Below are 23,797 nucleotides of genomic sequence, written 5' to 3' on the forward strand. Positions count from 1 at the left end.
CACAGGGTATAGCAGCAAGTTGACGTTAACGTCAATCAAGTATCCTACGAGTAAACAAAATCTGCCGTATGGCGTCAATTAGCCTTTCCATTGTTATGCCGTGCTGGCTATGCTTCGGCTAATCAGGGGCGCCGTGGCTTTTCAAACCGTTCACGGCAAACGCTACGCATAACGTGTTTAAGCACAGGGAATTAACGATGCAGACCTTCAGCTGCCGCTGTGGCAATCCACTTTTCTATGAAAACACCCACTGCCTTACCTGCCAGTCAGACGTCGGCTGGTGCCCCGTCTGTAGCAATATTGTCGCGATTGAGCCGCTGGACAACGGTGGCTATCGCTGCGCCCACCCTGGTTGCGATACAGCGCTGATGAAGTGCCACAACTACGCCGTTGAGAACGTCTGTAACCGCATGGTGGTGATGGAACACGGCCAAGCGGATGCCCTATGCGATTGCTGTCGTTATAACGAGGTAATTCCCGACCTCAATATTGAAGGTCATCGTGAACGCTGGGCGGCGCTTGAAGCAGCGAAGCGGCGGCTATTTCATACCCTCGATCTACTCAAGCTGCCACACGGCACCAAAGACGATGCTATTAACGTGCCGCTAAGCTTTTCATTTATGGCCGACGCCCTCCCCGACCAGGGGTTATGGCGCTCTACCGCGAAGCAAGAGAAGGTTTATACCGGCCATGCCTCGGGCCATATCACCATTAACGTCAAAGAAGCCGATGACGTTGAGCGTGAACGCTTGCGCGTCGATATGAACGAATCACACCGCACGCTCATCGGTCACTTCCGTCATGAAATTGGCCACTATTATTGGGATGTACTGGTAAAGGATCGCGATGAAGAGGCTTGCCGCGCGGTATTTGGCAACCACCATCGACCAAGCTACGCCGAGGCGCTAGAGCGTTACTATCAGCAGGGCGCCCCCAGCGACTGGCCTGCGCGTTTTATCTCTGCCTACGCCACCATGCACCCCTGGGAAGACTTCGCCGAAACCTTCGCCTATTACTTGGATATGGTGGCCGTGCTGGATACCGCACTGCACATGGGCATTACCCATGTCGAATATGACGGTAGCCTGGACAGCATGTTGATGGCTTTTCATCAGGTCGGCTTGGCGGTGAACGAACTCAACCGGGATATGGGGCTACTCGACCTTTCGCCGACGGTGCTCGCCCCCGCCGTGCGCGATAAACTGGCGTACCTGCATCAACTGATCCAAGCCGCCAGCCCTGTTGAGCGCTAGCCCGTCAATCGTTGTCGTTGTCCCCTGCGTGGCTTTGGCTTTGTGTCTGGTTTTGCGTTTGTGCCACTCGGGGAACAGTGTCGTCATTCACAAAGTAGGTCGCACTAAGCGTATCGTGAATGGCAGCAAAGCCAATTTGCAGCTCGTCGATAAAGGCATGCAGCTTGCTCGGCGAATGGGCAAGCGCTTGGATATCGGCATCGACTACGTCCGCGCGAACCAGCGAAACCGTGGCCGCGGGGCGGTCTTGGCGGGGTAGCAAGTTAAGCTCATGGCCTAGCGTTTCTAGGCTGCAGGCAATCGAACGTGGCAGGTTGGGGTCTTGGAGCAAAAAGCGCAGCACATCCGGCCCCCGTACGCGTAAACGCACCTGCTGACGGTACATTTGATACGCGGTGAGTGATTTAAGCACACTCATCCACTGCAGGTTTTCAAATGGCAGCAGCTCCTCAGGGTTTTGCGGCAGCAAGCTGGCAGAGCGCACGTCCACGATGCGCGTCGTCATATCCGCCCGCTCCAACTGGCGCCCTAATTCAATAAACGTACGCGCCGGGCCATGACTCAAGGTGCCCTCAATGAGCCCCGTTAACGCTTGGCAACCACGAATCACGCTTTTGAGAAAGCTATCGCGGCGGCGCGGGCTAACGCCATGTTCAGCATGGTCGACGACGCTCAGATAGAGCTGATTAACCTCCTCCCAAATCTCCCGAGGCACCACATCCCGGGTGGTTCTGAGGTTCTCGCGAGCACTGGCGAGGGCGGAGATAATCGAAATATCATTCTCGGTATCGGCACATAAAAAATGTACGACATTGCGCTCATCGAAGTCTGTATGGCGTGCGGTGAAGGCTTCCAGGCTGCCGGTCATTTCGATAAGTGGGGCCCAACCTAACGGCAAGCGTCCCGGCAAATCCAGCATAAGGTGGCTGTTAACGCTCAATAGGCGCGCGGTATCTTCCGCTCGTTCAATATAACGCGCCATCCAGTAAAGATTTTCAGCAACGCGTGACAGCATGGCGTTAGGCTCCTTTCACCGCGGCCGCTGCCGCCTTATCGTCGGTTTCTACAATCCAGGTATCTTTACTGCCGCCGCCTTGTGAAGAGTTCACCACCAGCGATCCTTCTATCAAAGCCACCCGCGTCAAACCACCGGTCGTGACATGAATTTCAGGCCCTGAGAGTATGAAAGGGCGTAAATCCACATGGCGCGGCTGCGGCAACCCATTCGCTAGCGTAGGCGTAGTAGAAAGCGCCAGGGTGGGCTGGGCCATATAATTGCGTGGATTTGCCTTGATCAACTGCGCAAACTCATCGCGGGTCTCTTTGGTTGAGCGCGGGCCAATCAACATGCCGTAGCCGCCCGACTCATTGGCGGGCTTGACTACCAATTCATCCAGGTGGTCGAGCACATAGCGGCGGTCATCTTCAAACATGCACAGGTAGCTCGGCACGTTGGGCAACAGCGGCTCTTGATCGAGGTAATAACGAATCAGCGCAGGTACGAAAGCGTAAACCACCTTGTCATCCGCCACCCCAGCGCCCGGCGCGTTGGCCAGCGCGACTTTACCCGCCCGCCAAGCGCGCATCAGGCCCGCAACACCCAGCATTGACTCAGGATTAAACGCTTCCGGGTCTAGAAACTCATCATCAACACGGCGGTAAATAACATCCACGCGGCGCATGCCCTCGACGGTGCGCATATACACCACATCATCGTCATCCACTAACAGGTCACTTCCCTGCACCAGTTCTACACCCATTTGCTGGGCAAGATAGGCGTGCTCGAAGTAGGCAGAGTTATAAATCCCTGGGGTCAGCACCACAATTTGCGGGTCATCGCCGGGGCGCGGCGACATCGACGCTAGCATGTCGTAAAGCTGAGCCACGTAATCATCAACCGGCAAAATCTTGCCTGAGGCGAATAACTCCGGCAGCACTCGCTTAGTGACATTGCGATTTTCAAGCATGTAAGAGACGCCGGAAGGAATGCGTAAGTTATCTTCCAACACATAGAGCGTGCCATCCCCATCGCGCACTAGGTCTGACCCGCAAACATGCGCCCACACGCCGTGAGGGGGATTAATGCCTACACACTGAGGGCGAAAATTAACCGACTGCGCCAATACCTCAGCGGGTAACACTTTGTCCTTGATCACCTTTTGGTCGTGGTAGAGATCATCAATAAATAAGTTTAGCGCCTGCACGCGCTGCTTGAGCCCCGCCTCGGTTTTACGCCACTCATTGGCGGGAATAATGCGCGGCACAATATCAAACGGCCAGGCACGGTCGATCATTGCCCCTTCTGAATAAACGGTGAAAGTAATTCCCATGGTACGGATAGCGATCTCCGCCGCCGTTTTCCGCTCTGCTAACTCTTCTGCGCTAAACCTTGCCAACATGTTGCACAATTCACCCGCTGACTCGCGTGGCTGACCGGGCGCGGCCATCAGCTCATCGTAAAAATCACGACACGCATAGTTATTCCAATTCACTTGGCTCATGGGCGCTCTCCTGGCGCTGGGGTGGAAGCGGCAACTTCCTCAATGCTCAGTGTAGGCCTGCCGCGTGCAAAACAATCAAACAATTGAGAGCAAAATACGTACCATCTTTTGCGATATTTCAACGTTCGCTTACTTAAACACTACTCAAACATTACTTGGCAGAGCATCAGCGCCCAACAAAACCCTTTTACGCTTTATTTTGGTGCGGCCAGTTGGCTTCAAGTTGGTGCATAACGCCATTTCCACTTTAGTTAAACGCCTTACTTAATATAGCGGCTGCAAAAAAGTAAAAGTGGAACGATACTTGCGAAACGTTCGGTTATTCCCTAACCCAGCCGACTATCCGGTTGATAACGGTTCTCTTGAGGGTGGCCCATGACCATTCGCGTTGCCTTGTACCATCGTACGACTTACCACTTTGACCGCCCGGTGCGTCTATCACCCCATGTTATTCGGCTGCGTCCGGCGCCCCACTGCCGCACCCATATTGAGTCGTACTCGCTCAAGCTCTCAGGTGATGACCACTTTTTAAATTGGCAACAGGACCCGTTTGGCAACTTCAACGCCCGCGTGGTGTTCCCAGAACCGCGTAAAGAGCTAACCATCGCCGTCGAGCTGATCGCCCCGATGACGGTGATTAATCCGTTCGATTTCTTCCTGGACGACATTGCGCAACAGATTCCCTTCGATTACCCGGAAGCGCTGCGCCAGGAACTGGGCCCTTATCTTGAAATCACCGAGTCCGGGCCGCGCTTGATGGAGTGGCTCAAGGGCGTGCCCCGCGAACCGACCACCACCGTCGATTTCCTGGTCGCACTTAACCAGCGCCTACAAGACGATATCGGTTACCTGGTGCGCTTGGAGCCAGGTGTACAAAGCTGTGAAGAGACCCTGTCCCTGGCCAGTGGCTCGTGCCGCGATAGCGCCTGGTTGCTGGTACAGATTTTTCGCCATCTAGGCCTCGCGGCACGCTTTGTATCGGGCTATTTGATTCAGCTTAAATCCGATGTCAAAGCACTCGATGGCCCCAGCGGTACAGAAGTAGATTTCACCGATTTACACGCCTGGACCGAAGTGTTTCTACCTGGTGCAGGCTGGGTAGGCCTTGACCCCACCTCGGGCCTGTTTGCAGGCGAAGGCCATATCCCGTTGGCCGCAACCCCCACCACGGGTAGCGCAGCCGCCATTACCGGTTTTTCGGATAAGTGCGAAGTCACGTTCGATGTGACCATGGAAGTGGAGCGTATTCACGAAGACCCACGGGTCACCAAGCCGTATAGCGATGAGCAGTGGCAGCGTATCTGCAACCTCGGCGACGAGGTGGATGCCGAGCTTCTTCAGCAAGATGTGCGCCTGACCATGGGTGGCGAACCTACCTTTGTATCGGTCGACGACATGGAAAGCCCGCAGTGGAATACCGAAGCGCTCGGTGAGCACAAGCGCGAGCGGGCCGAAGCACTACTGACGCGCCTTCAGGCCGCCTACGCCCCCGGCAGCGCGATTCAGCAGCAGCAGGGCAAGTGGTACCCCGGCGAACCGCTACCCCGCTGGGCGCTGGCCTGCTACTGGCGTAAAGATGGCGTGCCGCTATGGCGCGACCCACAGTGGCTGGCCTGCCTGGAGGCTGCCCCGAAAGTGCACGTGGATAACACCATGGCGCAACGCTTTACCAAGGCGCTCAGCGAGCGGCTGGGTGTGGCCGAACGTTACTGGATTCCGGCGTTTGAGGATGCCTACTACTACCTTTGGAAAGAGCAGTCTCTGCCGGTCAACGTTGACCCGCGCGAAGCCAACCTCAAAGACGATGCCGAGCGCCACCGCTTAGCCCGCCTATTGGAACAAGGCTTAGACGAAGTCGTTGGTTACGCTCTGCCACTGCGCCACTCGATCAGCCAAGCCCACCGCTGGGAAAGCGGCCGGTGGCCACTCAAGCGCGACCATCTTTTCCTGGTGCCCGGCGACTCCCCCATGGGGCTGCGCTTACCGCTTTCGGCGTTGCCCTGGGCTGACCCGGAAGAGCAGCCCCAGCCCGAATCGCTATTCGCTCCCCGCCCGGCACTGGGCGACATTCACGGCGAAGTCGCCCGCCGCAACGCTGAACAACTGCATATCAGCGATGCCGAACGCCTGGGGCGATCCAGCCACCCCAGCCCATCGCACCCTGAAGGCGAAGATGTCCAGCAGCAGCAACGGGCAGAAAACGACCGCGAGAGTGGCATTATTCACACCAGTCTATGTGTGGAGCCTCGAGAGGGCCGTTTGCATGTTTTCCTGCCGCCGCTCACCAGCTTAGAGCACTACCTTGACCTGCTCAGTACCGTTGAAGAGTGTGCTAAAGAGCTCGCTTGCCCGGTGATGGTAGAGGGCTACTCACCACCCAGAGACCCGCGCCTGGAAAACTTTATGATCACCCCCGACCCAGGCGTGATCGAAGTGAATATTATGCCTGCGGCCAGCTGGCAAACCCTGGTCGCGCAAACCGAACGGCTCTACGCCGAGGCACGAGAAACTCGCCTGGGCACCGAAAAATTCATGCTCGACGGTCGGCACACCGGCACCGGCGGCGGCAACCACGTCACGCTAGGTGGCCTGACGCCTGACGATTCGCCGTTCTTACGCCGCCCGGATCTGCTCGCCAGCTTAGTGACTTATTGGCAGCATCACCCTAGCCTCTCTTATTTGTTTTCGGGTCTCTTTATTGGCCCGACCAGCCAAGCGCCGCGGGTAGACGAAGCGCGTCACGAAGCACTTTATGAATTGGAAATCGCGTTACAGCAAATGCCCGAAGGTGACGTAGTACAACCCTGGCTGGTCGATCGCTTACTGCGCCATCTGTTAACTGACCTAACCGGCAATACTCACCGCGCCGAGTTCTGTATCGACAAACTCTACTCACCGGATAGCGACAGCGGCCGACTCGGCTTACTGGAGCTACGTGGCTTTGAGATGCCGCCCCATGCGCGCATGGGCCTGATGCAGATGCTGCTGATTCGCGCTCTTGTCGTGCGCTGCTGGAAATCACCCTATCGGGCCAAACCGGTGCGCTGGGGCAGCGCCTTGCAAGATCGCTGGATGCTGCCTCACTATTTGTGGAATGATCTTGACGATGTGCTCAGTGATCTACGCCACCACGGCTTCGATTTTGATCTTGAGTGGTTCGCCCCCTTCCTGGAGTTCCGCTTCCCGCTGCATGGTCGCCTGCATACGCCCATGCTGGATATCGAGCTACGCCAAGCCATCGAACCCTGGCATGTGCTGGGTGAAGAGGCTTCGGCTGGCGGTACAGCCCGCTATGTGGACTCCTCGGTGGAGCGCCTGGAAGTCAAAGTCAGCGGCATGAGCGGTGACCGCTACGTGGTGACCTGCAACGGGCGCCGGGTGCCGCTTTCAGCCACCGGCAGAAACGGGGAAGCAGTCGCCGGGGTGCGCTACCGCGCCTGGCAGCCGCCCTCGGCATTGCATCCGCAGATTCCTATTCATGCACCTCTGGTGTTTGATGTGATTGATACCTGGAACCAGCGCTCTGTGGCAGGTTGTACCTATTACGTAGTGCATCCGACCGGGCGTAATTTCGATACCTTCCCGGTCAATGCGTTTGAAGCCGAAGCCCGTCGACTGGGGCGTTTTAGTGCCAGTGGTCATAGTCATGGCCACCAAGCTCCCAAGCTGGAAACCCCCAGCCTGGAACTGCCACAAACGCTCGATCTGCGCTGGACGCCTAGCTAATGTTTTTAACTAAGGAGCCCTTGATTAACGTAATGAGCGAAGGCCAGACAAGGCAAAAATTAACGAAAAAAGGATCGGATTCGCGTGCGAATTTACAGGGTGTAAATGAGCATTTTGAGGCGATTTTTAACGCCGTATGGCCAAGCGCAATAGTTAATCAGCGGGTTTCTAAGCTAATGCTTTTCTCTTAGTAGCCAGTGCTGGATAATCCGCCCCCTTACCTCTCAGGATTACAAGGATAATGACGGCCCCTGTCTCACCCTCACTTCTCGCGCCCGTGGCTAACGGGCTCGTTGAGGATTACTTGAACCAGCTAGGCAAGGGACAGCCCGGCACGTATGACGCCATGCTCGATAGCCAAGGGCAGTTACGCCCTGGCTGGGAAAGCTTACTGGGCTCGTTGGAGGGCATGGGCCCCACGGGGCGATTGCAGCAGCATGAAGAGATTCAGCGCCTGCTAGCCGAAAACGGCGTCATCTTTAATATGCACGATGAAACCCAAGGGCGTTCGTGGCGGCTCGACCCGCTGCCCTGGGTGATTGATGAAGTGCAGTGGCAAGCGCTGGAGGCGGGGCTTACCCAGCGCAGCCGCCTGCTGACCGCCCTTTATAACGACATATACGGGCCCAAAACACTCTTTGACCTAGGTCTGTTGCCGACTCAGGAACTGCTTGCGTCACCGCTTCTCTTGCTGCCCTGCCATCGTTCACTACCCAACGACCGTGCGCCGATCGGTTTTCACGGTGTGGATGTTATTCAGGACACCCAAGGACAATGGCGGGTTATGTCCGACCGGCTACAGGCACCGTCCGGTACGGGCTTTGCGCTTGAAAATCGCATATTGATGGCCCGCGCCCTCCCCGGTATGTACCGTAACGCGCCCTTAAAGCGGTTGGCGGGTTTCCTGGATTTGCATCACCGAACGCTCATCGCCATGGCCTACCAACACCGCGATAACCCCACCCTGATTCTATTAACGCCGGGGCCGGCGAGCCCGCGCTATTTTGAGCACGCCTATTTGGCTAATTACCTCAATATCGCGTTGGTAGAAGGGCAGGATTTGGTGGTGCGCGATACGCAGGTTTGGCTGCGCACCCTGGGCGGCTTGCAGCCGGTCGATGTGATCTTGCGCCATTGCGATGACGCTTACTGCGACCCGCTGGAGCTGCGCGGCGATTCGCAGCTCGGTGTGCCGGGGCTGTTACAAGCTATGCGTTCAGGCGGCGTGGCGTTATCGAACGCACTGGGTGTGGGCATTTTAGAAGCCCCGGTATTAGCTGACTACTTGCCAGCACTGTGCGAACACTTACTGGGTGAGACCCTGCTGCTACCCAACGCCGATGCCTCTACGCAACCGGCCAGCGCACCGATATTTGACAGCCACCTGCAGCGACTTGAGCCCACTACGTTAAACCTGCGCTGCTTTGTGACCCACACCCCGGCTACCGTCAACCGCAGCACGGCTACCGTCAACCGCAGCACGGCGGACGAATACCAGGTGATGCCCGGCGGCTTGGCCTGGGTCGGTGCGCCGGGTTCGCCCTCGCTGAGCAGCAGCATTGTCAAAGATGTATGGGTCACCGCAGCTTCACCCCAGCCGCATGTCAGCCAGCTGCGCCAGGCCCGCGGCCCGGTGGTGGCGACACGGGATGGGACGGATTTACCCAGCCGGGTGGCTGAAAGCCTGTTTTGGCTAGGCCGCTACGGTGAGCGATTAGACACCCGCGCCCGCTTGCTGCGTGAAGCACTGCTAAGGCTGATGGAGTACGACCAGGACGCGATCGCCGACCAGTTGCTGGATGAGCTACTGCTAGCCCTGGATATCACCACGCTCAACAAAGACGACGAGCACCGCTTACAAGCGCCACTGATCGGTTTTGAACAGAAGCGTGCGGCACTATTGGCGCAGTTCGATGACGTGGAGCCCCAAGCGCTGCAGCCACTATTCTCGCAATTAATGCGTAATGCACGCAGCGTGCGCGACCATTTAGGCGACGACTCCTGGCGGGTCGTGCACCAGTTGCGCCAACGCATGGCCACCTTCAACCCCAGCTTGGGAGCCAGCGCGGCGCGGCGCGCTTGCGAAGGACTATCGGCCCAGCTGGCTGCGTTTTTCGGACTCTGCAACGAAACCATGCCGCATCATTACGGCTGGCGGTTTATGGATATCGGCCGCTTTCTGGATCGTGTGTTGGGCTTGCTCTCGCTGCTTAAACTTACCCTTAATGCGCCGCATTCGCCGGGCTTGGCACTGTGGGAAGTCGTGCTTGCCACCACCGATAACTTTACTGCTTATCGTCGCCGCTACCGCAGCGAGCTTCATCCAGCGGCGATTCTTGACCTACTACTGTTCGACGAGACTAACCCTCGCTCGGTGGGCTATATGCTCAAGCGCATTGAGCGTCAGATGGATCGACTGCCAGGCACTACATCCCCCTACCGTAACGCCGAACGCAGGCTGTTGATTCAGGCGAATGCAGCGCTCCATCTTGCGGATATTGATCGTTTGAGCCATTTAGCGGATACCCCCGAGGCGCAAGAGGCGTTAGAACAACTGCTGGACGCCCTGATTGAGCCCCTGAGTGCGCTTTCTGAAGCCATTAGCCAGAGCCATTTCAGCCATGTGGAACGACCTCGCCAGCTAGTTAGTATGGAGCCCGATGCATGAACTATACGTTGCGGCATACCACCCGCTACCACTACAGCGCTCCGGTAACGTTGTGCCATAGTGAAGCGCGGGTGCTTCCACGCAAAACGCCCCATCAGCAGTGTGGCGCTTCGGAATTACATATTAGCCCTGCGCCGCAGGTACAAAAGGAGCGCTGCGATATATTCGGCAACCGGGTGCTCTATTTCGCCATGGAAGAGGTACATCAAACGCTGGATGTCACCGTGGTAACACCACTGAATACTCAACCGCTCACCGCACTGCCAACTGTTTCACCAGCGTGGGAAAACGTGGCCCAGCTGCTGAGCCAAGACAACAGTTTTGACGTTCAACTCTACCGGTTGGACTCACCGTTTATCCGGCGTAACGACGAGCTAGCGGCCTTTGCCCGCAGCTGCTTCACCCCGGGCAGGCCACTTATTGAAGCAGCGCTAGCGCTGAATGAGTTGATTTATAGCACCTTTGAATACGACCCCAGCTTTACTACGCTGGCGACACCGTTAAGCGAGGTACTTGCCAACCGGCGAGGTGTTTGTCAGGACTTTGCTCACCTGGCGATTGGCGCACTGCGTTCGGTAGGGCTCGCCGCACGCTACGTCAGCGGTTATCTGGAAACCCAGCCACCGCCCGGGCAGCCGCGCCTGATCGGCGCGGATGCTTCCCATGCGTGGCTGGCGACCTGGATCCCTGAATGGGGCTGGCTGGCGCTTGACCCCACCAATGGCTCAGTGGCCGGTGAACAACACCCCGTGCTGGCTTGGGGGCGTGATTATGCAGATGTCGCGCCGCTCAAAGGGGTTATGAACGGCGGCGGCGAGCATCGTCTTGAAGTTGAAGTCGATGTCATGCCGCTGGCGAGCTAAAACATTAATAATTATTAATGCCTGATAGCCATCAGGCTGATTCGTAAGCGGCTTTAAGTCGATAAAACTCTTCAACAATAGCGGCCATTTCATCGGCGTCATAATCGCACAGGCCGCTCACCACGAGCTTTTTGGAGCCCACCCCTACCGCTTCACCGGCGGACTCTATCGAGAATTCCAGCCGTGCATCGGCACGTTTGCCGTTAACTTCTAGCGAAGAGTGATTCAGCGTTAAGCCCGGTGAAAAGCCATCCAACCGCTTGAGTGAAAATCCCATGCTATCGTAGATCACCAGCGGGCGTTTAGGGTTAAACATGACCCCATGCTGCTCCATGAGTGGTTTGAGATAGTGTGGGAAATTCTTGCCTGAAAACGCCACATAACAGCGTGCAAAGGCTTCCACCACAGCGGGATCATGGGTAATGTCACCGCTGCGCACCACCTGCAAGTAACCTTTACCGCTCTCATCACAGACATGCAGTGTACCGTCGTCTTCTTCGCTGAACTTTAGCGGTGTATCGGCGCCCACCATGTTGGTAAAGCGAAATTCCATTTGCCGCGACAACCCAAACTTTGTGAGCACCAATGCAAACAGCAGATCACCGGGCACACAAAAGCGGCGTGCATCCGGATTATGAATAGGGTTGTAGTCACCCGCCACGCCTTTGGCGAAGCGACTGGCCTGCTCTGCGGAGATCACCACATACTCTCCACGCTGCGTATAAAAATCCTTGAACATGGCGTTTGTTGCCTGCCTAGCGTTGAAATCGAAAACCCGTCACTGCCCAACGCCGCGCATAATGCCATAAAACACGCCCCAACAGGAGTAATCTGCCAGGGAAGCCACTATGCCAGACGCGAACACTCGTAAAAATCGCCTACCCCGCCTGCTTTCCAGGGTGTTGATTGGCTTACTGTTTATCATCCTGACCTGGGTAGCGGGCAGCTATTGGCTGCTTAATAGTCAGTGGCTACCCAAACGCATTTCCCAATTTGAAGGCATCGACATCCGCTGGGAGCAAGGCGCCAGCCGACACCCTGGGCGTTGGGAAGTCGAGGGGCTGTATCTCGCACGTGAAGATGAAGCCTTACCCATCTCTATTGAAGCCAAACGCGCGACCCTTTCGCTCTCTTTGCTGGCTCTGCTACGCGGCGAGCTACATATTAATGCCCTCGATGCTGAGGGCATTCGCCGCCTGATCGTCGGTGATATCGCGCTGGAAGCGGAAGGCCAACTACACGTAGCGGAGACCACACTGAGTCGCGACACCCTAGCTATCCCTAATGTTTCGCTCGCCATTACTAATGGTCGTTTAGTTCGCCTGAGTGATCAAGCAACCCTAGTGCACGATATTGATCTTACCGCTGATGCGACACTCGACACGATAACCCCCGTCGACGCCACCAGTGGCCAACTTAACCCCAACCTGCTGGCGGCGCTTTCGGCACAGCTTCAGTTGAATGCCCAAGCGGATGCCTGGGATGTCTTCATGCCCTATTTAGACGCCCTGCCCTGGCTAACCCTGGAGGGGCGCGGGGCACTCACCGGCACACTTGAGCTAACCGCTGGTAAGTTACAGCCCGGTAGCGAATTAATGCTGGACGCACCAGTGTTACGCTTAGCGGTAGATGAGCAGCGTTTACGAGCTTCAAGCGACTCGCCCCGCTGGCTAATCGCTGACAACCCACCACCACGTCACACCGCCACCGGTAAAGGCCAGGTTCGCTTGGCGATTGAGAACGATCAACTGCATTTTTCGACCCAGCTCAGCGATGTAGAACTGGCTGAAGTAGAACTGGCCGAGAAGCGCCCCTATGCAGAGCATGCTGAACTTCGCCTTGCGACCCAAATTCCCAATCAACGCCTGGATCAGCTCGACCTTCCCACAGCGGCTACCCTGGCCTTACAGGGCGATATCCTTCGGTTGGATATGCTTGACCGTTATCTTACGGCGTATGCTGACGAACAGGGCATCCGCCTTTCTGGCCATGGCCAAATGGATGCCTCAGCCAGTATTCGCGATTCGCGCCCTTTTGAAGCCCAGCTGAACATTCAAGCACCGGAACTGGCAGCCGATACGCTCGGCTTTATCGCCCAAGGCAGCGGCTCACTCAATGCACGGTTAACACCGCAAGAGATAATGGAAGCCACGCTCAACTTTAACGATGCCACGCTCCATCACCAAGAGCGCCTGCTGCTTGACGACGCTGACATCAACCTTATCGCCACAAGCCCTATTAATCCGCAAAAAGCGCCTGATGAAGCCTCTGCCACGCTCAGTTGGCAAGCGGCTCGCCTGCCCGATGTTAGCGTGTTACAGAGCTATTTAGCGGCTATTTTACCCACCCCTGCACCTCTGCAGTTGCTTAGCGGCCAAGCCACGAGTCACGGCCAGCTCACTATGACGTCAGAGCAACTCAGCGGTGAGGTGCATTTAGCTGGAAACGGGCTAGCGACTCGCTGGCAGCACGGCGAACAGGCAGGCACGTTAACCAGTGATATGCAGCTATTCCTGCCACTCCAGCAAGTAGCGATGGATGGTTCAGAGTTGAACATCAGCGGCACCCGGCTGAGCTGGCAAGTGGCCGATATCGACCGACCTAGCGAGCGCCTAGAGAGCGTATTAGTGTTAACCGACGGACGTTTTCAGCGCCGCAATAGCGTGCCTAGTGGTCAGTTTGCACTTGAAGGTAGTGTGCAACGGCTAGGCTTTTTAAATGCGTTTTTGCCTGACGCCCATGGTTTGGCCATTGCTGGCGAAGGCCAGCTCTTTGCTCAGGGCGCCTTTCGCGATAACCGCCTGCTGGCACCGACTCGATTGCGGGTCAATGCCGACCAGTTAGAAGTCACTTTTTTAGACTATCTCGCCACCGGACGCGGCGAACTCACCGCCCAGTTGGATAGCGCCGAGCAGGCCCAGCTCTCGCTTGGCATTCCCCGCTTTGACTTAAAGCGCCAAGACGATGACAGCCCACACGTGCAGGGGCGCCACTTTGCCCTCACCACGCAAACCAAGCAGTTTAGCGAAGTGCTTGAATCCCCCCAGCCCGAGCACTTCACCACGCGTATTGCGCTACCGATTACCGAGGTGCCCGACTTCACCCGTTACAACCGCTACCTGCCAGAAGGGGCGGGTATCACCTTGCTTGATGGGCAAGCCAGCCTAACCAGCGAATGGCTGCTGGAAGGATTGAACGCCCAAGGAGAAATAACGCTGCGCGCCTTTGGTGCCGAGCTGGCGCTACTGGATCAGCGCCTACGGGGCGATGTGCACTTGTATTTGCACCTCACCGACGGCGATCTGAATACACGCCGCTTTACTGCTAATGACTCTTTCCTACGCCTGGAAAACGTTAACCTTCAGAGTGAAAACGGCTCATCGGATGCGGGTTGGTGGGTGCAACTTTCAATGTTTGATGCGCAGTTAGCGTGGGAAGACCCTGTTCGCCTAGCCAGCCAACTACGTTTGGAGATGCGCGACACGGGATTACTCGCCCGGTTATTTCTCGCCCGCGCCAGGGATAGCGACTGGCTCGGGCGCCTGCTGAATGTTCACGATATCGAGGGCACGGCGCAACTAGAGATCAACGGCGAGCTTATTAGCCTTAGCGACTTGACGCTCACCGGTGGCCCGCTGCTACTGCTTTCGGACATCGCTCTGGCAGACCGCAGTGCCAACGGCGCGCTCTATGCGCACCTTGGAGTGGTTGGAATAGGCGTTGAGCTTGAAGATAGCGAACCAACCTTGCACGTTATTCAACCGCGCCGCTGGTTTAACCGCTGGCGAAAAGCCAATGGCAGGTAATACACATAAACGTTGCCTAATGTTTTTTGCGCTCACGGCGAATCATCCTCACCCGCTCTTTGGCTTTTTGCGGCGTGGAGAGCGGTGCCGCCGCCTCATCGTGGGTTTTGGCGGGCACCGTGACCCAGGCAAACACCGGCAATGCCAAGTGCCAATGAATGGCCGCCAAACGAAGCCCAAGAGTGACGCTTAGCGAGGCGGCAATCGCCAGTGTAAGCGGTGCCTCCAGCGCATGCAGCGCGACGTAAACGATACCTCCCGCCATCGCAGCGGTGGCGTAGATCTCTTCGCGCAATACCATGGGCACTCGTTGCGCCAGCACATCACGGATCATGCCGCCCGCCACGCCGGTCATCATGCCCATCAACACCGCCACCATGCCAGACGTGCCCAGCAGCAGTGCTTTATGGGCGCCAATAACGGTGAACAGCGCCAGCCCGAACGCATCGGCAATCGGCAAGAAGCCCCTTGAGAGACGGTGGATATAGTGAAACCCCATCAGCGAGACGCCTACGGTGGCTAAAATCACCCATAAATAGGTTGGGTCGGTCACCCAGAACACCGGCTTTACGCCTAGCACTAAATCCCGCAGTGTGCCCCCACCGATGCTGGTCACCGCCGCCAGCACCAGCATGCCAATTGGGTCCATGCGCGACCTGCACGCCAACATCACACCCGACAGCGCGAACACAATGACACCCGCCATATCCAGCCAATAGACCACACCTGACACGCTCTTCTCCTTAATGTTCGCTATCGATAAAGGCGCCAAGAATAACACTCTTCCCCAAAACACTGGCTCCGGCGCTCATTACTCAGTTGGGATAAATACTCGTGATTAGGTTACGCTGACCTATTAGGTTAACTGTGGAGTTGGAGCGTTTATGGATTGGAACCCGGCTTACAGCTGGCTGGTACTCGCCCTACTATTAAGTCTGGCAGAGCTATCCTCTGGCGCAATGGTGCTGCTTGCACTGGGTATTGCCGCGGCGCTAACGGCGGCCGTTACGGCGTTAGGTTTAACGCTCCCCTGGCAACTGCTCAGTATGGCTATTTTTACCGGCGTACTGCTACCGCTATGCATCATGGTCATTCGCCCGCGCTTCTCTCCCCGTGGCGTGGCTTATGGCACTACCGGCACGGGCGTCGAGAAAGGCAATCGCTACACTACCCTACGCCGGGATTTTGATGATGCCACAGGCATTAAAGTTAACGGCGATTTCTACCGCCTGCGCGTCGTTGAAAGCGGTGAAACTGAGCTACCCAGCGGTACGCTGGTTATATTTATACGATTTGAAGGCACCACTGCGCTGGTCGCGTTACATCAGCCTGACGACATAGCCCCTCACGAAGACGATCCCCAACGCAAGGAGCCTTAACAATGGATTTACCTATTAGCCCAGGTTTATTAATAAGCCTTATTATTGTAGTGATCGCGGTACTGATCATTTCTAAAGGTCTGATCATTATTCGCCAATCGGAAGTCATGGTGGTGGAGCGCCTTGGTTCATTCCATCGCGTTTTAGAAAGCGGCATCAACATCATCATTCCGTTTATCGAACAACCTCGTGCGATCACCATGCTGCGTTATCGCAAAATGGGTGAGGACTACACCGCCATCACCACAGACGAAACCCGTATTGATCGCCGCGAAACGGTGATGGATTTCCCAGGCCAACCGGTCGTTACCACCGATAACGTCACCGTGCGCATTAACGGCGCCCTTTACTATCAGATCATTGACCCCAAGCGGGCGGTCTATGAAGTCGAGAACATGAGCCAGGCCGTCGAAGTACTGGCGAAAACCACGCTACGCTCAGTAGTCGGTAAAATGGAACTGGATAAACTGTTTGAGTCCCGCGCGGAAGTTAATAATGAGATTCAGGCCGCGATGGAAGAGCCTGCGTCTAAGTGGGGGGTTAAAATCTCCCGCGTCGAAGTACAAGATATTGCCATGCCGGAAGAAGTGGAAACCGCCATGCGCCTGCAGATGGCCGCCGAGCGTAAACGGCGCGCGACAGTCACCGAAGCCGAAGGTGAAAAATCAGCGGCAATTGCCATGGCCCAGGGCCAGCGTGAATCTTCGATTCTTAACGCTCAAGGCGATAAAGAGTCCGCTATTCTGCGCGCACAGGGTGAGCAGGAGTCCATCAAACTAGTACTGAGCGCCATCGGCGATAGTGAAGAGAACAAGCGCACGGTGGTGGGTTACCTGCTCGGCCAAAGCTATATCAAGGTACTGCCCAACATGGCGAAGAATGGCGAGCGTGTATTCGTACCTTATGAATCATCGGCATTGCTTGGCTCAATGGGCATGTTCCGTGAAATGGCGGGATCACCTGAGGACACGGTGGCTAACCACCTTAAAAACCGTAGCGGCAGTGACAGCGATTTTCGTAGTGGAATTGTCGGTGGCGCGGTCAGCGGCCACTAATAGCGCCATCAAGAAACCGCAGGAATTACGTTAAGCCGGGCCCCGCGGGGTCCGGCTTTTTTGTACTCTGGACTTATCCGTTACCCGTCATCAAACGTTGAAGAAAACTTCATCGCCTGCGCCAATTTTTTAGCTAAACTGGGAACCATCGCTCAGTGGGCCGGGCATCGTTATGCGTTAACCACCAGTGTTGTCATCGGTTGATGCATCCAGCAGTGGAATACAATCTTGTTGGCACTCAAAACGCTCTCCATGCTACTTCGTGGGTACACCTTATGCCATGGCATTCTGCTAACGATAACCTTTACCTTGTTAATGGTAACGTCAACTGCTCTTCAGGCAGATGCCTCGCCTAAGCCACTCAATAGCTGGGAGTACCGCTGGGGTGATTCACCATTCAATGCCCAAGGTGCGCCCCAGTGGCTGCAGGATGAATCGCTAGACTGGCACGCCATTGATTTCCCTGCCGACCCGCCCGGCCGGAAGGGCCAACAAAATGTCTGGTATCGTGCTGTGCTGCCTGAGGGCGATTGGAACGATCCAGTGCTCTACATCACCAGCATCGACCTAATCGCCCAAGTCTACCTGGATGATAGGCTGATTTATCAACATGGCGAATTCGATTCCCAAGGATGGGGGGAGTTTGCGGGTTGGCCATGGCATATGCTCGACCTGCCTGAAGATGCGGCGGGCAAGACTCTCTACCTGCGCGTGTTTTCTTATTACACCAACATCGGCCTATGGGGCGAAGTTCAGGTGATGGAGCGCCTTGATGTGCTCAAGCACGTTATTCATGATTCAGCTCAGGATCTTGGCGTAAGCGCACTGGTTTTAGTACTGGCGATTCTAGCCACTATTTTTGCGCTGATTGGCCCTGAACGGAGAGGATTTGGCGCCATCGCCCTATTTGCCTACGCAGCGGGGCTCATGCTGATTGCGGAAGCCCCAGCTCGACAACTGATCGCCAGCAACGCCCTTGCCTGGGATACCCTGCGGGCGGGCAGCTACTATATGCTGCCTGTTGCGCTGGGGTTACTCCTTAGCCACTGGCTCGAAGGGTCTGCCAAGCGTTGGCTAAGCCATTTTTGGCGCCTGCATCTTGCTTATTTAATAGTCGCCATTGGCTTGGTTCAGGTTGGCATCATCAGCCTGCCAATCACCTTTCCGATTTTTGATGCTTTGCTGGCAGTGACGCTTCCGGTCATGTTGATACTGGCCCTATTCCGTTTCCCCAGGCTAAGCCTTGAGCAGCGCTTACTGGTAGTAAGCTTCACTGTTTTCGCACCGCTGCTAGTGACCGATATGCTAGTGGCACACGGCTTTATTTCGTGGCGCCCCATCCCCCTAAGCTATGGCACCCTCGTATTTTCACTGGCTAATGCCGCCATTTTTCTATGGCACTATCGCCGTACGCAGCAGGAACTGGCGCTATCAAACGAAACGCTTGAGCTAAAAGTGGCCGCACGCACGGCAGAACTGGACCGCCTGGTGCATGAGCTGGAAGGCCTCTCTTTCGAGGATCCGCTTACGGGTCTTCATAATCGTCGCCACTTCAATACCGTGTTCGATCATGAGTGTCGTCGCGCACAACAAAACAGCAGCCATCTATCGCTGCTGATGTTGGATGTAGACCATTTTAAAAAAATTAACGACCATTTTGGCCACGATGCTGGTGACAGCGTACTGGTAGAGATCGCATCGCGACTCCGGCAACACTTCCAGGGGATGGATATCGTCTGCCGGTTCGGGGGTGAAGAGTTTGTAGCGCTGTTGCCGGCCACATCAGTAAGCGCAGCCGAGGAACACGCCAATGCGCTACTTAATACGATTTCTCATCAGGCGTTGATCTATCATGGGGAACCGCTAGGGCGTATTACGCTATCTTGCGGGATAGCCACTTACCCAGGTCACACACAAGACCCTCAGAAATTGCTGAGACTCGCCGATGAAGCGCTTTACCAAGCCAAGCACAGCGGCCGTAACCGCTGTGTAGTATGGGCTGAATCGCATCACGCTCAGCAGTTCATGCTGGCCCCAGCAGGTATTTCCATCGGTCTGGCGACTAGGGTGAGTCTGTCGCCAGAAAGTGATCAATAAACACTGCGTAATCCTGCTCAGTACAGTCCGCGTAAGCGACTGCCAGTGTTGAAACGACCTCGACAAACTGCGTTTCTCTTCCTTTCAGGCGTTGGCAAACGGCCTTGGCAAAGCGTGTCGCGTCACCTCGATTAAGCGCCTGGGCACCGCGCAGGTGTTCACGGGCAAGAATTTCCCCCCACTGCTGCGCCAGCTTTTTATACGACTTACCACCAGAGAGCTTATGGGTCGGGATGTCTTTCTTGAACGGCGAGCGCTCGCGAACCGAAAACACCTTGCCGTTCATGGTTAGCCAGCCAAGATAAGCATCCGGGTGCTCGGCAATGGCATGGAATGCCGCAGCATGTCGGATACCTTCATTGGGAAACAGCTTTCGCCACGCCTGCTGCTGGGCCTTATCCATCAGTTGGTACGCTTCTGGCGGTACCTGCTCTTTGATATCCAGAATGATATCGTCGTGCTCGTGCTCAACGCCTCCCTCAATCAATACGTAGTAACGCTCCACGCCCAGCGAACCAGTACCTGCATCCAGACGTCGAGCCGTATCTTTCACACGAAAATGGTGAGGATCACTCGCTTTAAGGGCGTGTTGCAGCGTTTGCTGATACTCCTGTTCAATCAGACGGCGTAGCTGGCTGGCGACATCCGCCGGTAGATTGGCGAGCTTACCGGGCCGCTCGGCAAATTGACGGCCTTTCTGGTCATCAAGCATCGTCCACTTTTCGAGCATCCGCACACGGCTCTGTTTATCCGCCACCTTATTCATGAACGGCTTCAGCGGGCCCTTCGCGGTGTCGAGAGTGACAGCGTGAATGGGTTTAACATCGACGTGATCCGCCAGCGTTTGGCAATAGCCTTTTATTAGCTTTTTGAGTGCTTTATCAATCGCTTTGGTGTCTAGCTCCGCGTTCTCGCGACCATCCAGTACCACGCTGATAGCCAGTCGCCACACGTCGTACTGATAGTCGCCAATCAACGCATCGTCGAAGTCATCCATGCCATAACGCACCTGGTCATCGTGGTGACCGTAAGCGCCAAAGTTATAGACGTGAGCATCGCCTTGCAGCCACGTTTGAGTTTCCGGCCAGCCGCCGAACAGGGCAAAGCGCCAATCGTGCCAAACGTCTTGCCAGAAAAGATGATTACTCCCCCGATAAAAACGGTAAGGCGATGCAGCCATTTTGGCGTACTTGGCCTGGCGGGTTGCCGTTGCCAATGCTTTGTTCGCCTGATGGGTTGCCTCAATCACCTGCTGAGGGCGGTTATGTCCAGTCAGTGCATGACTCATCGCGTTGCCTTTGTTAGTACATTGGTTCGACTTGGTAGAGCGTCTATAAAAACGGTTATCTGCAAGGGTAATCGAACAACATGAACAGATTAAGTCAGCGCTTACTCGCCAGCGTTACTTTTCAGTCGTTTGAAGCCGCGAGGAGCAGAAATACGAAAGAAGCGTTCAACCACGTCTGCGCTGGTAGCAGGTGTCAGCAGTGACACTGTAATAAACACGGGCAAATTGATCATCAATCCCCAGAAACCTGCATGAATACCCATCGGGTGCGGCCAAAGGAGCGTAAATGCCGTGGTAATCAAAAACCCCACTACGATACCGGCCATTACACCTAAACGAGAACCGCGTGGCCAGAAGAACATACCTATAAATGCAGGCAGCACCTGGGAGGCAAAACCCAACCCCACTAGCAGAATCATCACTAGGCTACCGGGCTCCGCAATCGCCAGCGGCGCCACAATAAGGAACATGATGGGCAGGATTAACAGCCGCGCCAGCTTGCCGGTGGTTTCACCCGAGAGTTTTAACACTGGCTGCAGTACATCTTTGCTAAACGACAGTGACACCGAGTGAATAAAAGGTTCACTCGAGGACATCGAGGCGGCCAGCGTGCCTGCGCCCAACAGCCCGACCAACACAACAGGCAAGTGCTGCATGGCGTATTCCAGCACGACGGTATCGGCGCGGGCGAGTTCAGGCAGCGAAAAAATGCCGATGAAGCCCACCACCACCATAGGAAAAATCACTACGTAATAAGTGGGCAGCCACGTCGCGCTACGGCGAATAGTGCGCGCAGAGGAAGCGCTCATCCACTGCGTCCATACTGGCGGCATAAACGAGAACATCGAAACGATGATCGAGGTCGTCCAGAAACTAAAGCTCATATCACCACCGGCGCCTGGCAGGGTGAGAAACTCGCTATGTTCGGTCTGAATACGTTCGAACACCCCTGCAAAACTTAACCCACCGGTAGCGCTGTGCACGGCCCACAGGCCGACGGCCCAGGCAACGATTAGCATCAGCACGCCCTGGAAGGCATTGGTGCGGCCAATCGCCCGCTGTCCGCTGACGTAGAGGTACACGGCAATACAGGCAAGCACTAGCAGCACACCCAGCCATATCGGTATCAAGCCGCCGCTCATCACAAACAGAATATAGGCCGAACCAATCGTTTGCAGAACAGCATACGCAATGGAGCCAATCGCCATCACGAGCGCGGCCAGCGCCCCCAGCGCGGGGCTTTGATAGCGGTCAGCGATGGCACTTGCTTGGGTCACATGGCCAAACTGCTCGCCGAATTGCCACACCTTCGGGCCGAAGTACCATGCGACCAACGCGAGATAGGCAAGGTAAATTGCTACATAAAATACCGCGACGCCTTTGGAATAAGCCCAACCGGGCGCACCCATGAAGGTGTAAGCACTCACACTACCGGCGGCGATCAGCAGGTAGAGCGTCACCGGCCCCATGCTGCGCCCCGCCACGCCCCACTCCTCCAGGCTGTTCATGGAGCGGCCCGCCTTGGCACGTAGGCCAATCACCATCGCAATGGCCACATACGTCAGCGTTATCAGTAATGGCCAAGGGCTATTCATGGTCGTCTCGCTCCACAATGCGATTACCGATCAGCATGACCACCACGCAGGCAAAAATAACCAGATAGCTCCATACCACCATTAACGGGAGCCCCAACACTAGCGTTGCCCGGTTCACCAGGCCAATCACTGGCCAGGTTCCCGCCAGCACCAGTGCCACGAAAGCGATGAATAGTCCCCACCCCGCACGGGAAGTGGGCAGAACGATCAAACGTCGCACGAGTGTTCTCCTTTATTTAAACGCAACTTTATCGACGGCAGCGCAGGCCAACGCCAAGCGCTCCTTAAAGCCCCAACTGCCGCGACATCACTGTGACGGTCTCGCCCCGGTACTCAAGATGCTCTACATCTTGCCAGCCCAAGCGGCGATAGAGCGTTTGCTGGTCGGGGGTATAAAGGTAGAAATGCCGTATGCCACTCTCTATTGCTTCCGCCTCTACCCGTTTCACCAATTCAGAAGCGATGCCCTGCCCCCGCCATTCGGGCACAACGAAGACGGAGGCTAGCCAGGGGGTAAGTTCACGTCGAATGCTCATATCATCGGCAATTAGGCTGGCGGTTCCCACAGGGGTTTCACCTTGCATGGCCACAAAAATGGAGGGTACACCGCCCTGGCCACATTCGGCCTTCACACGTTCAATAGCCTGCTCTTGGGTGAGGCCTGGGTGTAAATGCCCCCAGGCTTCAAATATCCAGATCGCCACCAATGAAACATGAGGATCATCGGCAGTTAGCCGCTGAAAGGTAATATCGTCCGGCACGTTTTACTCCAGGCATCATTTAGCCAAATCGCAGACATTAGCGGTAAAGCAGTGTTAGCGCTATAAAGCGTTTAACTGGAAAGCGGCTAGCGGCTGCCCCCACTGGTCGCCATGCACTAGTTCGCTTAATGGCAGTCGATCGCGCCAGCCTTTGGCTTCAAGCTCTGGCTGATCTAAAAACTCGCTCACATAGCCAAGGCAGAGATACGCCAGAGGATAGACATGTTCAGGCAAATTCAACGCCGCGCTTAGCTGCTCTTGATCGAGAATACTCACCCAGCCAACGCCAATACCTTCAGCCCGCGCCGCTAGCCAAAGATTTTGCACTGCTAAGCAGGTACTAAACAGGTCGGTATCGACAATGCTATTGCGCCCCAGCACATGCGGGCCGCCCCGGCTTCGGTCACAGGTAATACAGAGATTGAGTGGGCTTTCCAGAATGCCTTGTAGTTTAAGGCTGCGGTAATGCTCCTTGCGCTCGCCTTCAAAGCGCTCGGCGGCCTTCCGGTTCTCCTGCTCGAATATCGCCAGCACCGTTTCCCTGACGTCGCGACTTTCAATCACGATGAAATCCCAGGGCTGCATGAAACCTACCGAAGGCGCATGGTGTGCAGCCTCTAAAAGGCGGGCTAATACGTCAGGGGGAATCCGGTCAGGTAGGAATTGAGAGCGCACATCGCGCCGCTCGTGTATGGCGCGGTAAAGCCCACGGCGCTCAGCATCGGAAAAAAGGTGGTTCGAGGAAGTCATGACGCTTGTCGGACCTTTTGATGAACTGGTTGATAAACGAGTGCAGAGTCTACAC

Annotated in this window: 17 protein-coding genes; 8 read left to right on the top strand and 9 right to left on the bottom strand. The window is 55.9% G+C overall.

What is annotated here, in order from left to right:
• Positions 1–197: 197 nt before the first annotated feature.
• Positions 198–1,253 (top strand): zinc-binding metallopeptidase family protein, encoded by a 1,056-nt coding sequence (locus V8L71_RS10400; protein WP_101145666.1) that lies wholly within the window; start codon positions 198–200, stop codon positions 1,251–1,253.
• 4 nt (positions 1,254–1,257) lie between these two features.
• On the opposite strand, the gene V8L71_RS10405 is transcribed toward V8L71_RS10400, so the two are convergent.
• Together V8L71_RS10405 and V8L71_RS10410 are read right to left on the bottom strand one after the other, a co-directional pair.
• On the bottom strand, positions 1,258–2,268 hold the full coding sequence (locus V8L71_RS10405; protein ID WP_336274066.1) for an alpha-E domain-containing protein: 1,011 nt from the start codon (positions 2,266–2,268) through the stop codon (positions 1,258–1,260).
• Positions 2,269–2,272: 4 nt separating this feature from the next.
• The gene (locus V8L71_RS10410; RefSeq protein ID WP_101145667.1) at positions 2,273–3,754 is read right to left on the bottom strand and encodes a circularly permuted type 2 ATP-grasp protein; all 1,482 of its coding nucleotides are present in this window, start codon (positions 3,752–3,754) and stop codon (positions 2,273–2,275) included.
• Between the two features lie 375 nt (positions 3,755–4,129).
• On the opposite strand from V8L71_RS10410, the gene V8L71_RS10415 reads away from it, so the two are divergent.
• The 3 genes from V8L71_RS10415 (at position 4,130) to V8L71_RS10425 (ending at position 11,011) form a co-directional block, all read left to right on the top strand.
• Positions 4,130–7,480: a transglutaminase family protein gene (locus tag V8L71_RS10415; protein WP_336274067.1), complete on the top strand. Its 3,351-nt coding sequence runs from the start codon at positions 4,130–4,132 to the stop codon at positions 7,478–7,480.
• 241 nt (positions 7,481–7,721) lie between these two features.
• On the top strand, positions 7,722–10,148 hold the full coding sequence (locus V8L71_RS10420) for a circularly permuted type 2 ATP-grasp protein (RefSeq protein ID WP_336274068.1): 2,427 nt from the start codon (positions 7,722–7,724) through the stop codon (positions 10,146–10,148).
• Entirely contained in the window at positions 10,145–11,011 is an 867-nt protein-coding gene (locus V8L71_RS10425) for a transglutaminase family protein (protein ID WP_336274069.1), read from the top strand. Before V8L71_RS10420 ends, V8L71_RS10425 begins: the two co-directional genes overlap by 4 nt.
• 31 nt (positions 11,012–11,042) lie before the next feature.
• On the opposite strand, the gene V8L71_RS10430 is transcribed toward V8L71_RS10425, so the two are convergent.
• On the bottom strand, positions 11,043–11,750 hold the full coding sequence (locus V8L71_RS10430; RefSeq protein ID WP_336274070.1) for a DUF3581 family protein: 708 nt from the start codon (positions 11,748–11,750) through the stop codon (positions 11,043–11,045).
• A gap of 109 nt (positions 11,751–11,859) precedes the next feature.
• Between V8L71_RS10430 and V8L71_RS10435 the strand changes: the two genes are divergently transcribed.
• Positions 11,860–14,817 (top strand): translocation/assembly module TamB domain-containing protein, encoded by a 2,958-nt coding sequence (locus V8L71_RS10435; RefSeq protein ID WP_336274071.1) that lies wholly within the window; start codon positions 11,860–11,862, stop codon positions 14,815–14,817.
• A gap of 16 nt (positions 14,818–14,833) precedes the next feature.
• Here the strand turns inward: V8L71_RS10435 and V8L71_RS10440 are convergent, their stop codons facing one another.
• A complete protein-coding gene (locus tag V8L71_RS10440; protein ID WP_336274072.1) occupies positions 14,834–15,550 on the bottom strand; it encodes a trimeric intracellular cation channel family protein in 717 nt (238 codons plus the stop codon).
• A gap of 151 nt (positions 15,551–15,701) precedes the next feature.
• Here V8L71_RS10440 and V8L71_RS10445 point away from each other — a divergent pair, with 151 nt between their 5' ends.
• The 3 genes from V8L71_RS10445 (at position 15,702) to V8L71_RS10455 (ending at position 19,348) form a co-directional block, all read left to right on the top strand.
• Entirely contained in the window at positions 15,702–16,196 is a 495-nt protein-coding gene (locus tag V8L71_RS10445) for a nodulation efficiency, NfeD-like protein (protein WP_336274073.1), read from the top strand.
• Positions 16,197–16,198: 2 nt separating this feature from the next.
• Positions 16,199–17,251 carry an SPFH domain-containing protein gene (locus V8L71_RS10450; RefSeq protein WP_335596467.1) on the top strand — a complete coding sequence of 351 codons (1,053 nt, stop codon included), beginning with the start codon at positions 16,199–16,201 and terminating at the stop codon, positions 17,249–17,251.
• Positions 17,252–17,479: 228 nt separating this feature from the next.
• A complete protein-coding gene (locus V8L71_RS10455) occupies positions 17,480–19,348 on the top strand; it encodes a GGDEF domain-containing protein (protein WP_336274074.1) in 1,869 nt (622 codons plus the stop codon).
• Here the strand turns inward: V8L71_RS10455 and V8L71_RS10460 are convergent.
• From V8L71_RS10460 to bluB, 5 genes are all read right to left on the bottom strand, one after another.
• Positions 19,314–20,636 carry a DUF2252 domain-containing protein gene (locus V8L71_RS10460; protein ID WP_336274075.1) on the bottom strand — a complete coding sequence of 441 codons (1,323 nt, stop codon included), beginning with the start codon at positions 20,634–20,636 and terminating at the stop codon, positions 19,314–19,316. The two genes, V8L71_RS10455 and V8L71_RS10460, sit on opposite strands and share 35 nt — an antisense overlap.
• Before the next feature lie 101 nt (positions 20,637–20,737).
• On the bottom strand, positions 20,738–22,231 hold the full coding sequence (locus tag V8L71_RS10465) for a sodium:solute symporter family protein (protein ID WP_336274076.1): 1,494 nt from the start codon (positions 22,229–22,231) through the stop codon (positions 20,738–20,740).
• Positions 22,224–22,451: a hypothetical protein gene (locus V8L71_RS10470; RefSeq protein ID WP_336274077.1), complete on the bottom strand. Its 228-nt coding sequence runs from the start codon at positions 22,449–22,451 to the stop codon at positions 22,224–22,226. Before V8L71_RS10470 ends, V8L71_RS10465 begins: the two co-directional genes overlap by 8 nt.
• A 64-nt stretch (positions 22,452–22,515) precedes the next feature.
• On the bottom strand, positions 22,516–22,992 hold the full coding sequence (locus tag V8L71_RS10475; RefSeq protein ID WP_336274078.1) for a GNAT family N-acetyltransferase: 477 nt from the start codon (positions 22,990–22,992) through the stop codon (positions 22,516–22,518).
• 60 nt (positions 22,993–23,052) lie between these two features.
• Entirely contained in the window at positions 23,053–23,742 is a 690-nt protein-coding gene (gene bluB / locus V8L71_RS10480; protein ID WP_336274079.1) for a 5,6-dimethylbenzimidazole synthase, read from the bottom strand.
• Positions 23,743–23,797 lie beyond the last annotated feature (55 nt).

It is taken from the genome of Vreelandella indica, from assembly GCF_037070225.1.
GTDB classification, from domain to species: domain Bacteria; phylum Pseudomonadota; class Gammaproteobacteria; order Pseudomonadales; family Halomonadaceae; genus Vreelandella; species Vreelandella arctica.

Excerpts from the sequence above, each read along its gene's own strand:
- V8L71_RS10435 (WP_336274071.1), top strand. The coding sequence starts at position 11,860 with ATGCCAGACGCGAACACTCGTAAAAATCGCCTACCCCGCCTGCTTTCC.
- bluB (WP_336274079.1), bottom strand. The coding sequence starts at position 23,742 with ATGACTTCCTCGAACCACCTTTTTTCCGATGCTGAGCGCCGTGGGCTT.
- V8L71_RS10405 (WP_336274066.1), bottom strand. The coding sequence starts at position 2,268 with ATGCTGTCACGCGTTGCTGAAAATCTTTACTGGATGGCGCGTTATATT.
- V8L71_RS10460 (WP_336274075.1), bottom strand. The coding sequence starts at position 20,636 with ATGAGTCATGCACTGACTGGACATAACCGCCCTCAGCAGGTGATTGAG.
- V8L71_RS10410 (WP_101145667.1), bottom strand. The coding sequence starts at position 3,754 with ATGAGCCAAGTGAATTGGAATAACTATGCGTGTCGTGATTTTTACGAT.
- V8L71_RS10420 (WP_336274068.1), top strand. The coding sequence starts at position 7,722 with ATGACGGCCCCTGTCTCACCCTCACTTCTCGCGCCCGTGGCTAACGGG.
- V8L71_RS10415 (WP_336274067.1), top strand. The coding sequence starts at position 4,130 with ATGACCATTCGCGTTGCCTTGTACCATCGTACGACTTACCACTTTGAC.
- V8L71_RS10430 (WP_336274070.1), bottom strand. The coding sequence starts at position 11,750 with ATGTTCAAGGATTTTTATACGCAGCGTGGAGAGTATGTGGTGATCTCC.
- V8L71_RS10445 (WP_336274073.1), top strand. The coding sequence starts at position 15,702 with ATGGATTGGAACCCGGCTTACAGCTGGCTGGTACTCGCCCTACTATTA.
- V8L71_RS10400 (WP_101145666.1), top strand. The coding sequence starts at position 198 with ATGCAGACCTTCAGCTGCCGCTGTGGCAATCCACTTTTCTATGAAAAC.
- V8L71_RS10450 (WP_335596467.1), top strand. The coding sequence starts at position 16,199 with ATGGATTTACCTATTAGCCCAGGTTTATTAATAAGCCTTATTATTGTA.
- V8L71_RS10425 (WP_336274069.1), top strand. The coding sequence starts at position 10,145 with ATGAACTATACGTTGCGGCATACCACCCGCTACCACTACAGCGCTCCG.
- V8L71_RS10465 (WP_336274076.1), bottom strand. The coding sequence starts at position 22,231 with ATGAATAGCCCTTGGCCATTACTGATAACGCTGACGTATGTGGCCATT.